At 36.4% G+C, this 13,640-nt stretch carries 13 protein-coding genes; 4 read left to right on the top strand and 9 right to left on the bottom strand.

What is annotated here, in order from left to right:
- Positions 1-4: 4 nt before the first annotated feature.
- Positions 5-514 carry an isopentenyl-diphosphate Delta-isomerase gene (idi, locus tag VUJ46_RS22880; RefSeq protein ID WP_326982956.1) on the bottom strand — a complete coding sequence of 170 codons (510 nt, stop codon included), beginning with the start codon at positions 512-514 and terminating at the stop codon, positions 5-7.
- A gap of 282 nt (positions 515-796) precedes the next feature.
- On the opposite strand from idi, the gene VUJ46_RS22885 reads away from it, so the two are divergent.
- Together VUJ46_RS22885 and VUJ46_RS22890 are read left to right on the top strand one after the other, a co-directional pair.
- Positions 797-1,201: an LNS2 domain-containing protein gene (locus tag VUJ46_RS22885; protein WP_326982957.1), complete on the top strand. Its 405-nt coding sequence runs from the start codon at positions 797-799 to the stop codon at positions 1,199-1,201.
- Between the two features lie 92 nt (positions 1,202-1,293).
- Positions 1,294-2,253, top strand: coding sequence for a D-2-hydroxyacid dehydrogenase (locus VUJ46_RS22890; RefSeq protein WP_326982958.1), 960 nt, complete (start codon positions 1,294-1,296; stop codon positions 2,251-2,253).
- A gap of 57 nt (positions 2,254-2,310) precedes the next feature.
- Here the strand turns inward: VUJ46_RS22890 and mscL are convergent, their stop codons facing one another.
- Positions 2,311-2,697: a large conductance mechanosensitive channel protein MscL gene (gene mscL, locus VUJ46_RS22895; RefSeq protein ID WP_326982959.1), complete on the bottom strand. Its 387-nt coding sequence runs from the start codon at positions 2,695-2,697 to the stop codon at positions 2,311-2,313.
- A 146-nt stretch (positions 2,698-2,843) separates the two neighbouring features.
- Between mscL and VUJ46_RS22900 the strand changes: the two genes are divergently transcribed.
- On the top strand, positions 2,844-4,358 hold the full coding sequence (locus tag VUJ46_RS22900; protein WP_326982960.1) for an NAD(P)H-hydrate dehydratase: 1,515 nt from the start codon (positions 2,844-2,846) through the stop codon (positions 4,356-4,358).
- 71 nt (positions 4,359-4,429) lie between these two features.
- On the opposite strand, the gene lgt is transcribed toward VUJ46_RS22900, so the two are convergent.
- A complete protein-coding gene (lgt, locus tag VUJ46_RS22905; protein ID WP_442784962.1) occupies positions 4,430-5,296 on the bottom strand; it encodes a prolipoprotein diacylglyceryl transferase in 867 nt (288 codons plus the stop codon).
- 423 nt (positions 5,297-5,719) lie between these two features.
- Complete coding sequence (yidD, locus tag VUJ46_RS22910) at positions 5,720-5,977, bottom strand: membrane protein insertion efficiency factor YidD (protein WP_326982961.1); 258 nt, start codon at positions 5,975-5,977, stop codon at positions 5,720-5,722.
- A gap of 191 nt (positions 5,978-6,168) precedes the next feature.
- Between yidD and VUJ46_RS22915 the strand changes: the two genes are divergently transcribed.
- Positions 6,169-7,446: a replication-associated recombination protein A gene (locus tag VUJ46_RS22915; protein WP_326982962.1), complete on the top strand. Its 1,278-nt coding sequence runs from the start codon at positions 6,169-6,171 to the stop codon at positions 7,444-7,446.
- A 376-nt stretch (positions 7,447-7,822) separates the two neighbouring features.
- On the opposite strand, the gene VUJ46_RS22920 is transcribed toward VUJ46_RS22915, so the two are convergent.
- The 5 genes from VUJ46_RS22920 to VUJ46_RS22940 form a co-directional block, all read right to left on the bottom strand.
- On the bottom strand, positions 7,823-8,257 hold the full coding sequence (locus VUJ46_RS22920; protein WP_326982963.1) for a hypothetical protein: 435 nt from the start codon (positions 8,255-8,257) through the stop codon (positions 7,823-7,825).
- Between the two features lie 107 nt (positions 8,258-8,364).
- Positions 8,365-10,596: a DUF2339 domain-containing protein gene (locus tag VUJ46_RS22925; RefSeq protein ID WP_326982964.1), complete on the bottom strand. Its 2,232-nt coding sequence runs from the start codon at positions 10,594-10,596 to the stop codon at positions 8,365-8,367.
- A gap of 270 nt (positions 10,597-10,866) precedes the next feature.
- Positions 10,867-11,514, bottom strand: coding sequence for a hypothetical protein (locus VUJ46_RS22930; protein ID WP_326982965.1), 648 nt, complete (start codon positions 11,512-11,514; stop codon positions 10,867-10,869).
- A 603-nt stretch (positions 11,515-12,117) separates the two neighbouring features.
- Positions 12,118-12,966 (bottom strand): prephenate dehydratase, encoded by an 849-nt coding sequence (gene pheA, locus VUJ46_RS22935; RefSeq protein ID WP_326982966.1) that lies wholly within the window; start codon positions 12,964-12,966, stop codon positions 12,118-12,120.
- Positions 12,967-13,093: 127 nt separating this feature from the next.
- Positions 13,094-13,504, bottom strand: coding sequence for an acyl-CoA thioesterase (locus tag VUJ46_RS22940; RefSeq protein WP_326982967.1), 411 nt, complete (start codon positions 13,502-13,504; stop codon positions 13,094-13,096).
- Positions 13,505-13,640: the final 136 nt, after the last annotated feature.

Genomic DNA, 13,640 nt, shown 5'->3' on the forward strand with positions numbered 1-13,640 from the left:
TATCCTAAAAATGATGTTTATATTCAGCTAAAATAATCTTAAACCATTCGGTGAAGTTATCAGGATTTTCTGTAAGTTCTTTGTCAAGATCTTCAAAGGAAATATATCTTACGGCTGCCACTTCATTTTTGTTTAAATTAAATTCAGCATTAAAATTTCCTGTAAAAACATGATCCAGTTCGTGTTCCCAAAGTCCGCCCCCGACATCGGTTTTATAAATAAAATGGAACTTTTCTGAAAGCTCTGTTTCAATTCCCAATTCCTCTTTTAATCTTCGGTTGGCAGCATCGAGATAGGTTTCCCCGTTTCTGGGATGCGAGCAGACGGCATTGGTCCATTTCAATGGTGAGTGATATTTTTCATCGGCTCTTTGCTGTAAAAGCATTTCGCCTCTTTCATTAAACAAAAAAATAGAAAAAGCACGGTGTAATAAGCCGTTAATGTGTGCCTGCTGTTTTTCCATTACGCCTAAAACGCTGTCCTGAGGGTTCACTAAAACTACGAATTCTTCCATTTCTACAAATGTAAGTTTAATAAATGTATTTTGGAAATTTTTGGTGAAACATCATTGTTTTAGTCTTCCAATTGCAGTGTTTGTTTTAAGGGTAGACAAGTCGTGCTGTTTTTTTTGACGAAAAGATCTAAAGTATATTTTCAACTAAAATTATAAAAATGACAAGCATCAACATGATTTTATTCTTTAAATAATAAGTTTTAGTTTAAAAATTAAATTAATAGAAAGTTTTCGACCATCTTTTAATGTAAAAACTGTAACTTTGCTGTTCAATTTTTAACGATGGAATTAGAGTACATAGAACACATTAGTCCAATTCTTAAGGACGGAGTAAAGAACTACTTGATCGATATTGACGGAACCATTACTGAAGACGTTCCGAACGAAGAACCTGAAAGAATGGTTACCTGTGAACCTTTTCCGGATGCGTTGGAAACCATCAACAGATGGTATGACGAAGGCCACCAGATTTGTTTTTTCACTTCCAGAACTGAAAATTTAAAACAAGTTACAATTGATTGGTTGGATAAGCATGGCTTCAAATACCACAGCGTATTATGCGGAAAGCCAAGAGGCGGAAATTATCACTGGATTGATAATCATTTGGTAAGAGCCACAAGATACAAAGGCAAATTTACAGATCTTGTAGAAAAGCAGGTTACTATTGAAGTATTTAAAGAAGAATAAAAAATTTAGTGTAAAGATTAAACGATTAAATTTTACCGTGAGTAATATTTAATTGTTTAATCTTTTTAATTTTTAAATCGATAAAAAATTTTATGAAAGTTTTAGCAAACGACGGCTTAGATCAATCTGGAATTGATGCATTAACGGAGAAAGGATTTGAGGTAATTACCACGAAGGTTCCTCAGGAATCTTTGGTAGATTACATTAATGAGCACAAAATCCGTACTATTTTGGTGCGCAGTGCGACAAAGGTGAGAAAAGATATTATTGATAATTGCCCTTCTATCGAGATCATCGGCAGAGGAGGTGTTGGGATGGATAATATTGATGTAGATTATGCAAGAGAAAAAGGGATCCATGTGATCAATACGCCGTCTGCTTCTTCGGAATCGGTTGCTGAGCTGGTATTTGCCCATTTATTTTCAGGGGCAAGATTTTTACAGGATTCGAACAGAAAAATGCCTTTGGTAGGTGATACTGAATTTGCAGGCTTGAAAAAAGCGTATGCTGCAGGTATCGAATTGAAAGGTAAAACGATCGGTATTGTTGGAATGGGAAGAATAGGGCAGGAAGTCGCAAAAATCGCTTTAGGCCTTGGTATGCGGGTGATTGCCGCTGATAATAATGTGGGAAGAGCAAGCATTAAAGTGACTTTCTACAATAACCAGTTCATCAATGTTGATATCGAAACAGAACCGCTTCAGGAGGTATTGAAGCATTCTGATTTTATCACGCTTCACGTTCCGGCTCAGAAAGACGGATATATGATCGGAAAGAATGAATTCGATATCATGAAGGATGGCGTGGCGATCGTTAACTGCTCAAGAGGTGGTGTGATAGATGAAGCTGCATTAATTGAAGCGTTGGACTCAGGAAAAGTGAAATTTGCAGGGTTGGATGTTTTCATTAACGAACCAACGCCTTCAAAAGAAATTCTGAACCATTCTAAAATCTCTCTAACGCCCCACACAGGAGCATCTACACTGGAAGCGCAGGACAGAATCGGGCTTTCCTTGGCAGAACAGATCACGAGTATTTTACAGATCAGCTAATGCAGATCAGGTTAATATAAAATAAAAACCATCTCAGAGCGAGGTGGTTTTATTATTTTAGATAGTATTTTTATTTTTAAGCAAATCTCTGATTTCCATTAATAATTTTTGGTCTTCAGTAGGTCCGGCAGGAGCAGCAGGTGCTTCCTCTTTCTTAATAACTTTGCTCGCCCCCTTTACAAGCCAGAAAAGAACCATGGCGATACATAAAAAACTGATAACGGCAGAGAGAAAATTTCCGTAGGTCACCCCATTCCATGATAATTTTGAAATGTTTTCCGCGCCGGCAGCTTTCAAAGCAGGGTTCAGTAGTAATGGAGTAATAACATCCTCCACCAAAGAAGAAACAATTTTTCCAAATGCGCCCCCGATGATCACAGCAACAGCCAGATCAAGCACATTGCCTTTAAAAGCAAACTCTTTAAATTCTTTTACAAATCCCATAATTTATATTTTTTTAATTAGTATATACACAAAAGTAGGAATTTCAATTTTTAAAATTCAACATTTTATGAGTTTTTTAGATTGAAAATTTAAATGGGCTCTTAGTAATTGAATAATTATAATTAAATTTAGTAAAATAATTAATAATGAAAATTTTCACAGCAGAACAAATTCATCAGGGTGATTTGTATACTATTAATAATGAGCCTATTCCTTCCATTCTTTTAATGGAGAGAGCAGCGGCATCCTGCGTCGACTGGATTTCTGAGAACTGTAAAAATCATAGAAATTTTGCGGTGTTTTGCGGAAACGGGAATAACGGGGGGGATGGTTTTGCGATCGCAAGAATGCTTTACCAGAAAGGTTTCGATGTAGATGTTTTTATTAATCCCAAATCTAAATATTCAAGCAATGCCAATGAAAATCTGAAAGAGCTAAGGGATCTTTCGGGGATTTTAATTAAGAGCTTCAAGGATGCTGAAAACTACCGCTTTGACAGCAGAACTATTATTATTGATGCCCTTTTCGGGATTGGTCTTTCAAGAAATATTGAAGATGAATTAAAGGATCTGATTGATCTTTTAAATCAAAAGAAAAATGTGAAAATTGCGGTTGATGTTCCTTCAGGGCTTTTTATTGATCAGATCACAGATGAAAATTCGACTATTTTACGGGCTGATTATACTTTAAGTTTTCAGCTGTGGAAGAAGAGTTTTTTACATCCCGAAACGGGAAAATATACCGGAAAAGTTGAGGTTTTAAATATTAATTTAAGTGAAGAATATATTTCTCAGACTGAAACAAATGATTTTGTGATCAGCGATGATGAGATAAAAGATCTATTTAAAGTAAGAAGCGATTTTTCACATAAAGGTACGTATGGAAAAGCAACCATCATAGCCGGAAGTTACGGGAAAATGGGAGCGGCTGTTTTGTCAGCGAAAGCAGCTTTAAAAACCGGCTCGGGACTGACATTTGTTCTGGCTCCGAAATGTGGTTACGACATTCTTCAGACGTCATGTCCGGAGGCGATGTTTGTTGAAGGAGGTAATCAGCACATAGAAGTGATAGAGGAAGATGAAAATTCGGTCTATGGAATCGGCCCGGGAATCGGAACCGATGAACAGACGAAAAAGGCTTTGCTGAAATTTTTGAAAGATCATTCCAGGCCTGTGGTATTGGATGCGGATGCTTTAAACTGTATTGCTGAAACTAAAAATGGTTTACAGTTAATTCCGGAAAAATCAATCATTACACCACATCCGAAGGAATTTGCACGGTTATTCGGAGCGACAAAAGATTCTTTTGAAAGAACTGAATTAGCCCTAAAAAAGGCGAAAGAACACGATATTATTATTGTGTTGAAAGATCATCATAGCCAGATCGTGACACCTGAAGGAAAGATTTTTTATAATATTACCGGAAATTCAGGGCTGGCGAAAGGAGGAAGCGGGGATATTCTGACCGGGATTATCACTTCATTTTTGGCTCAGAAATATACTGAGCAGGAAGCTGCCGTTTTAGGGGTCTGGTTTCATGGAAAAGCCGCTGATTATGCTGCCGAAAAGTATTCTAAAGAAGCAATGGTCTCAACGGATATTATCAATGAATTTGGGAAGGTCTTCGGGGAGCTTAATGAAAAAGCAGAAGTGAAACTGTAAAGTTGTAATTGATATAAAAAAAATCAGATCATAAACACTATGATCTGATTTTTTTTATATTCTGATAATCACTAGTCAGGTTTTTCATTTTCTGCCTGAGTGATTTTAAACTTTTTAGAAATAGCCATGATCACAAATCCGGCGATCATAAAAGGAATAGAAAGCACCTGCCCTGTATTTAATCCTCCGAACTGGATAAACTCATCTCCCTGTGGCTCTTTTAAGAATTCCACGAAGAATCTGATGGCCCAAAGGATAATAAAGAATAACCCGAATAGCCATCCCTGCTGATATTTTTTATTGGTTTTTCTATAAAGAATCCAAAGAATTACGAATAAACAGATGTATCCGAAAGCCTCGAATAATTGTGACGGATAACGGGGAACTGTAATTCCGTATTCGCTGCTCTGCTGTGGGAAAAGTAACGCGAATGGAGAATTAGGATCTACCTGCTTCCCGATGATCTCAGAGTTGAAGAAATTTCCTAATCGAACAAATGCACCGCCCAAAGACACTACAATTCCCAATCGGTCGTATACCCAAAACGGATTTTTCTTAATGATCTTAAATGAATAATAAAGCGTCGTGAAGATCAATGCGATGGTTGCACCGTGGCTCGCTAATCCTGAAAAACCAGTGAATTTGAGCCCGTTCTTCGTACTGATCGGTAAAAAAACACTCCAGAAATCTTCTTTAAACAATTCAGGCTGATAGAAAATAACGTGTCCCATTCTCGCGCCTAAGATCGTACCGATTAATGTCCATGTGAAAAGAGGCTCTAAATATTTTTGGTTGACATTGTCGATTTTGAATATCTTCGTCATTAAAATGTATCCGAAACCAAAGGCAAAAACAAACATTAAGCTGTAAAAATGCAGGGTTAACCCGAACAGATTGATTCCTTTGGAGGGATCCCATATTTTGAAAGAGGTTTCCAGCTCTACATTGTCAGAAGCAGTGATGGGTTTGCCGGATTTTACGGCATATTTAAATGTATCAATATTTTCCTGACTTACAGGAGCCGTAATCAATTTAAAATTTTTGTCTAAAAACTGGTACTGTGCAGTCTTAAATTTTTCCAGTGTTAAGACGCTGAAATTATAGTAATTCGGTTCAAAATTAGATTCATTCAGGATTACCAAAACATTTCCATCCACTTTTCTGTCCGGAAAAACATTCAGATCTCCCAACTCTGTTGTTGCATAAATCTTTACCGGAACATCCGCTGAATTTACTTTTAAAGTTCCGTCCGATAACCCTCCGGGATAATTTTGTGCAAACATAGTCTGCGTAATCAACGCAAAAACAGCGAGGTAGATTCTGAAAAAAATATTGTTCATTTCTATTTTTTTTGTCATTTTTTATTCGATTGATTTTGTTTTTCTGGGTGGAACAGGATCGTAGCCGCTTCCTCCCCAGGGATGACATTTTGCTATTCTTTTGACCCCCATCCAAAATCCTTTAAACACACCATGCACTTGCAGAGATTCTACCATATAATGTGAGCAGGTAGGCTCATAACGGCAGTTTTTGGGAAGTAAAGGCGAGATAAACCATTGGTAAAATTTGATCAGAATTACCAAAGGAAAAGTGATTATTTTATTGAATGTAAGTTTCAAAACATTGCAAAAATAGGGTAAAAATTTGAAAATTAGTTTAAATTTGTTAGAAGTTTCAGGCATGTAAACCACGTTTCATCGGATAAATCCGGGTGTTCGTCGATTTGTTATCTCTTTGGATTTTAAATCGTGATTTTTACTGCATTTCTGAAAAGTTTAATTGAAAATTTACTTTAAATCAAACAATAATTTTGAGTCAGAATAGTCCATTAGCCGAAAGAATGAGACCAAAAACTCTGGATGAGGTGCTGGGGCAGGAGCATCTTACCGGAGAGAAGGGAACCATCAGAAAAATGATTGATAATAATAATCTGAATTCATTAATTTTCTGGGGACCTCCGGGAACGGGGAAAACAACATTAGCAGAGATTCTTTCTGAAAAGTCCGGACGGAAATTTTATAAATTATCGGCCGTGTCTTCAGGGGTGAAAGATGTACGCGATGTGATTGAAGATGCCAAAAAACAGAATCTGTTTTCCGGAAAGTCACCGATATTATTTATCGATGAAATTCACCGTTTTAATAAATCCCAACAGGATTCCCTGCTTCATGCCGTTGAAAAAGGCTGGATCGTCCTCATTGGAGCCACCACCGAAAATCCAAGTTTTGAAGTGGTTTCTGCTTTGCTCTCAAGAAGCCAGGTGTATATTTTGAAAGCATTAACGTATGAAAAACTGGAAGAGCTTATCGATATTGCCTTAAAACGATATAATCAGGATGAAAAAACAGATTTTGAAATTGCAGACAAGCAGGCTTTTATACAATATTCCGGTGGGGACGGGAGAAAACTGATCAATTCTGTGGAACTTGTTTTGAATCAGTACGTCAATTCTAAAAAGAAGAAAATCACCAATGAAGATGTGCTGGAAGTTCTACAGGAAACCATGGCACTTTATGATAAAAACGGAGAACAGCATTATGATATAATCTCTGCCTTCATTAAATCGATGCGGGGAAGCGACCCGAATGGCACGGTTTATTGGTTAGCCAGAATGATTGCCGGAGGTGAAGATATTAAATTCATTGCCAGAAGAATGTTGATTTTGGCTTCCGAAGATATTGGGTTAGCGAATCCGAATGCACTGGTGATTGCCAATAATTGCTTCCAGGCGGTCAATGTTATCGGGAATCCTGAAGCACGTATTATTTTAAGTGAGACCGCAGTTTATCTTGCTGTTTCTCCAAAGAGTAACTCCACCTACAATGCGATTAATGAAGCATTGGCCTTGGTGAAACAAACAGGAAATCTGCCTGTGCCTCTGCATTTGAGAAATGCCCCGACAAAACTGATGAAAGAGTTGGATTACGGTAAAGAGTATAAATATGCGCATTCTTATGAGGGAAATTTTGTAGATCAGGATTTTTTACCGGAAGAAATTAAAAATGTAAAATTGTACCAACCGGGAAATAATGCAACCGAGAAAAAGATCTATGAAGAACTCAAGAAAAAATGGAACAACAAGTATTAGAGGTTTTAAAAGTTAAAAGTAAAATGTAAAAAGAGCCAAGTGGAGAACTGTCATTGTACACCGAATTTTTTTTAATAAATGATATCATTTGACCTTAAAGGCTTTTCGTATTTGCATTGACAGGATAAACTTCCAACATGCAATTTCCTCCTTCTTCCAGTCAAATTAATACTATTTTCTTTTTGAATTTACCTTAATAAACCCTGAAGGGGTTAAATATTAGTAGCGTCGGGTGAAGCCTGACGAAGAAGTATTTAATGATGGTATAACCCCGCAGGGGTTGAATGATTTAAAGGGAATTTCAAAGACAAAATGGTATGAAATAAAAAAAAAGATACTCGGTTGAGTATCTTTTTTATGAAATATGCTTGATTAATTATCTCTGAGTACTGATGAATAGTGTTTTCCTGCCATTATCATCTTTAACTTCCATTTTTCCTAAAACGTCTCCGTAAACAGCGGTTTCCGGATTGCTAAATTCATAGCCGTCGATAAGAACAGGCTGACCTTTTGGCAACTGATACTGTTCATTGAGCTGGGAAATCGTCAGTCGGTCCAAGGTTTCATAACCAGCTTTAATTTTCACTTCTGTAAGCCCTTTGTCTGCAATAAAGCTGTATTTTTTTAGATTTTGAGGAAGAGTTGCTGCCGTTTTGTAAATACTTTTGCTTTGAACAATATCTTTTCTGATGGTAAACATGTCAACGGTTCCGACAATATCATTGGCAACGGCAAACCTTGTGGAAGGATTTTTCTGCGCAAAAAGGACAGTTGAGGAACATAACAAAAAGGAATATAAAATTTTTTTCATAATCTGAAGAATGTATAAAGATTAAAAACAGGATAAATATAGTTATTTTTTGCAAAGTCTGAATAATATTTATCTTTAAAATGAAAATTAATCACGTATTGATGATTTTATTGCGATTCTGTATTTGCTGTTTCTTTCTCTTTTTTATCGACCAGGTTTTTAATGATGTTCTTAAGCCTCTGAAAAGTGAAAGAGCTTAATAATAAAATGATTCCCAGAATGATAAATGCAATAATTCTTGAAACATTGTCCATTTGCCATACATCGTAAGCATAGAGTTTTAAAACCACAATTCCGATCAATGCAAATCCGGCTTTGCTAAGGTCTGCAATCGAATTTTTTAAACCTATATAAATAAATATACTCGAAAGGACAGCCCAGATGATAGGCAGATAAAGAATGCTGAAATGTTTTTCCAGCTGATAAGATTCTGCAATACTGTTTGAATAGGTGATATTATATAAATGATACAATTCAAAACTGACAACAAATGTTAAGGCGAGAGAAAGTACCCAGTAGGAAATGCCGGATCTGAAAAATTTTGTTTTAGGCAGTATTTGCCAACCCGTTATCATAAAGGGAATAAGGTAAAGCAGATGGAGCGCGTAGAAATAGCTTGCAATTTTTTTTGATATAATAGATTCTATAATACTCAAACCTGAAACGGAAGAATTGATCACAATAAGAAACAGAAAAAGATAGATGAGCCCGATTCTGAATTCTTTGCTGATATCAAAAATTCGGCGAAGTAGAAGTAAGGTGAAAATATAATAAATACTGTATAAAACGGCGGAACCGAAAATAATGCTGAACGGTTGATCTGAAATATGATAAATAAGTTCAAATAATAAGGCAAAATAAATGATTCCGTAGCTCGCAATAATAAAAAGGTTTTCAAAGAAACTGTTTTCCTTTTCGTCATTTTCCAATAATTTTCTTAACAAAAATAAATTTGAGAGTGTGGTGATAACAGTTACTGTGCTGGTCAGGAATACAGGATTGAACACGATGTTTAATTTGTTCGATGTAAAATATTCACCCCAGGTGATGATCTGAGCAATAATGACCATTGGAAACAAGACATAAAAACATATTTTAAAGATATTGTGTCCGGTTCTTTTCCAGATGAATAACAGGAGGGTGGCTTCAATAGCCCAGACACTGGTAATGAGATGGGTTTTAAACTGGAGAGCAATCGCTATCGTTATTAAACTCACGGTAATAGCCGAAAAAGTAGAGTAGTAGATTCCGAAATTCTTTTTACCATATTCTTTACACAGTAAAATAGAATTTACTAAAGCAAAGATAACAGGGAAAATAATGACAGGTTCATATTTAAGCTCATTAAAAGTATATACTAATCCGATGATGCTGGAAAAATTGATGAGAAGTAACATCAGAATATCTGAGACCGACAATGTTTTTTCCTTGAAATAATCCTGCAATGCAAAAGCGTAAAAGACCATGTAGCTGATAATATAAAAATAGACACTCAGGATTTCCGTCTTTTCAGCTGTCCAGTAAAAAAGGTAGATATTGGTAAATACAAAAGCAATCCATCCTGCACTTTTCCAATTTTTAAGAAGAGCGATGATTAGCATTCCTACATTTAAAACCATTAAGTACGTAAAAAGAAATGGATAATTACTTTGTCCTGAACTGATCATCAATGGGGCAAGGAAACCACCAAAAAGTGAAAAAATAATTAAAATTTCACTTTTATAAAAATAAGCAAGCCCAATAGAAAGGAATGTGATCAGGCAGGTGATGATAAATGCGGTGTTCTGAGTGAACAGATGATATTCCCTGAATGCAATTGTAGTCGTAAAGTATAATACCGCAATTCCGCCGCCAGTAATAATGGATGAAAAGACACTGTAATTTTTCTTTAGAAAATGTCCTACAATCATAATAATGGCTCCCGTTGCAATTCCGATTCCCACTCTTGGGGTTTCACCAATCCAGTTTTTATCTATTGCATATTTTACAAAATATCCGATTCCTAAAACAAGGGTAAAAATACCGATAATGGTTAAAGCATTTTGTTTCAGAAATTCAAAAACAGGAGTCATCCGATCCTTCTGAGAGGGCAGGGGCTTTTCGTGAACGGGTGCCTGCTTTTGCGGATTGATGTCCGGTATGTTACTTTCAGATCGTATTTTCTCTGTGGAAGATACGTCAGACGAAGTGTCCTGATGAAGTTGATGCTGATTTGCAGTATCGTTTTTCTCCCGCAGCAAACCATCTACTTTCCTTTCCAGATCGGTGATCCTGCTTAAAAGCCTCGCATATATGAAAATAATAATGATGACAGCTATGATGATGAGGATATTGATCATTATTTCGTTTTTAGTAATCAAATATAAATATTTGTACCGAATTGCTTGTTAAAAACCCGTGGTTTTATAAGTGATTCAAACTGATACGAACATCACAGGGAGATGTTTTTTTATGTTTTTTGACACGGTTTTGAATGTGTTTTTAAGGTTCTTATTGCGTGAATTCGCCTTATCTCGGAATAGAAAACCATCAAGCAATACAATATCAGTACGCTATAAACAAGAAAGTCCATCCTCTCGGGATGGACTAAAAGGTAGAGGTTGTCTTTTCTAGTTTGAAACTTTATAAATATAAAAAGACGAGATACTGGATCCGATTAAACCAACAGCCAACGCAGTCGATCCGGTTAGCCCGAATGATAACTTATCTCCCGCCTGCAGAGTATAAAGGGAGTTAATACTGGTTTCGGAAATGGTTAGGCTTAAAAGAACGAGATTGGCACCACTGAAGGGACGATTGTCGATCAATGTAGCGACTCCGCCCCTGTTTCTTACAATTCCTATTCCAGGGGCATTAGAGAGGATCTCAGCCTGCAGACCACTGCCGTAACGAAAGCTGAATCCTATCGCATAGGTACCGTTGGAAGGAACGGTATACGTGTAATCGGTGTCCGAGAATAGAGATGCTGTACCAACTGTTCTTTCCGTAGATAAAAAGTTTACTGATCTGAAGCCGGTGGGGAACAGTGACAGGTTCAGCAAGCTTATTCCGGAAGTCTTCCGGGCAGCATACACAGAGGTATTAGTGATCCCGGAGGTGGAAATTGAACTGCTTACCGCATCAACAATGAGTTGTGGACTCACCTGTGCTACCTGAAAATCACCTCCTGTATTCTGATTGAGTGCCAGGATCTGGTATCCTGGAAGAGCCGGGGCGGCAGGGGTTTGTCTGATTTTTAAGGTGCCATTGATGTCCAATGTGGCCGTGGGATTGGGTGTGTTAATTCCAACTTGACCAAAAATACTGCCTGAAACTGTAGCAAACATGAGGGTAAAGGTTGTTGCTTTCATGAGTAAATTTTTTAATTAGTTTTCAAATAATTCACCATCAAAAATTATGCCTGTATGTTGTTGGTATGTTAATGATTAATATAATGTGGTAAGATTATTTTAATTATAAATACATTATTTTTTTAATAAAATTCTATAATTCGTGTATTTTTATTAATAGTTTAAAACGAAATCCCTTTCCTGTATTGAATCTGTAAACGATTATAAATCTTTATGTGGTGAATAATTGTTCTATTTCTGGTCAAAAAAAATAAAAATAAGATAAGAGTTGTCAAAAAAATAATGAATAGAGTAAGAAAAGAATCGGCGTGGGGATAAAAATGTCAAGAATTTCAACGCATTTTCATCATTGATGCCGGGGGAATGTCGGGAATTTGGTATGGGCTTTGTGTATTCGGAGCAAACCGTTTCTCGTTTTTATCGAAGTTATTCATGCTCCCAATCGTTCAGTTTCAGCTTGAATTGCAGATCTTAACGGGGGGTGAATCCGCTAAGATCTGTTTTCTGTTTTTAGCTGTCTAGAAGATACTCTTTATAATTACCAAGAAAATCTACTTTCGCATGGATGGATTTCAATTCTTCCAGAGCATTTTTGAATAGTATCTCATGACCTTTTCCAACTACGTTGATAAAGAAAAAATAATTCCCAAGTCCGGTCTTCAGGGTACGGGATTCGATTTTACTGAGATTCATTTTCCGCCAAGCAAAGACCGAAAGAACCTGATGTAGCCCCCCCGCATGATCTTCGGGAAGGGTAATCAATAGGCTTGATTTTTCACCAAGAACTTGTAGGCTTTCGTTGTCGAAAGCAGCATCCATCTTTGATATAATGATAAAACGAGTATGGTTTTGTTCAAAATCCTGAATATTTCTGTTAATAATTTTTAAGCCATATAAATTGGCTGCAAACTGATTGGCTACTGCTGCTCTTTTCAGTTCAGGATGTTCTGAAACATATTTTGCCGCTGCCGCTGTAGATGAAAACTCTTGTTTTTGAACGTCTTTATAATGGGTATCTAAAAAGTGAAAACTCTGAGCCAGAGCCTGAGGATGAGAATAAATTTTTTCTAATTCGCCGGCTTCATTATGGGGATGAATCATCAAATGATGGGCAATAGGCATTACCGCTTCAGCGTTAATTTTTATCGCAGCTGTCTTGTATAAATAATCCAACGTCATGGAAACTGTTCCTTCAATTGAATTTTCCAGAGGAACCACTGCCTTGTCAACATCTCCGTTCTCAACCGATTTAAAACAGTCCAGAATATTGGTTTGGGGAATAAGCTCCTCACCGGGGAAAAGCTGTGTAGCTGCCAGCTGGGTAAAACTCGCCTGCGGGCCTAAAAATGCAATCTTCATTATATCTCTGTTATATTATTTGAATTTTAAATGTAGTGAAAAAAGTGCTTATTATTCAATGTTAACCATTCGAGGTTTAAATTTTGAGGTTTAAACGTCTTGATGGAGATCAAACCGTCCGCATCTGTTACTTGTTCCAGCTCTTCTCTATAAGCTCCATTAAAAAGTCTGGGCATTTGATCACTTTATTGGTTTTGGCGTCCAAAAAGAAAAGTGTGGTAGAGGCTTCCGTGATTTTTATCATATCTTCATTGTAAATTTCATACTCAAATTCAATTTTTACCCCTGGAATTTTTTTCACATAAGTATGGATTTCTAATTGCTGATCGTATAAAGCAGGACGCAAATACTTAATTTTATACTCTGATACAGGAAGCCAAATTCCTTGATTTTCAATCTCATTATAAGACATTCCTATGCTGCGGAAAAGCTCGACGCGAGCTACTTCAAAATACTCTGCATAATTTCCGTAGTATACATATTTCATTGGATCTGTTTCTCCGTAACGTACTCGTAATGAGTGTTTTGTGCTTATCATTATTAGGCGTATTATAGACATACAAATATATTTTTAAATAATCAATACCCGCAATATTTTTTTTTAAAAAGAAAATATAAGACCTTTGTCCTCCTTCTAAAAATGTAATAATCAAGAGTTAATCGGGGCATAAATT

Source organism: Chryseobacterium sp. MYb264, from assembly GCF_035974275.1.
Taxonomy (GTDB): Bacteria; Bacteroidota; Bacteroidia; order Flavobacteriales; family Weeksellaceae; genus Chryseobacterium.

Coding starts and splice junctions, on each gene's coding strand:
- idi (WP_326982956.1), bottom strand. CDS start 514: ATGGAAGAATTCGTAGTTTTAGTGAACCCTCAGGACAGCGTTTTAGGC.
- VUJ46_RS22885 (WP_326982957.1), top strand. CDS start 797: ATGGAATTAGAGTACATAGAACACATTAGTCCAATTCTTAAGGACGGA.
- VUJ46_RS22890 (WP_326982958.1), top strand. CDS start 1,294: ATGAAAGTTTTAGCAAACGACGGCTTAGATCAATCTGGAATTGATGCA.
- mscL (WP_326982959.1), bottom strand. CDS start 2,697: ATGGGATTTGTAAAAGAATTTAAAGAGTTTGCTTTTAAAGGCAATGTG.
- VUJ46_RS22900 (WP_326982960.1), top strand. CDS start 2,844: ATGAAAATTTTCACAGCAGAACAAATTCATCAGGGTGATTTGTATACT.
- VUJ46_RS22920 (WP_326982963.1), bottom strand. CDS start 8,257: ATGAAAAAAATTTTATATTCCTTTTTGTTATGTTCCTCAACTGTCCTT.
- VUJ46_RS22925 (WP_326982964.1), bottom strand. CDS start 10,596: ATGATCAATATCCTCATCATCATAGCTGTCATCATTATTATTTTCATA.
- pheA (WP_326982966.1), bottom strand. CDS start 12,966: ATGAAGATTGCATTTTTAGGCCCGCAGGCGAGTTTTACCCAGCTGGCA.
- VUJ46_RS22940 (WP_326982967.1), bottom strand. CDS start 13,504: ATGATAAGCACAAAACACTCATTACGAGTACGTTACGGAGAAACAGAT.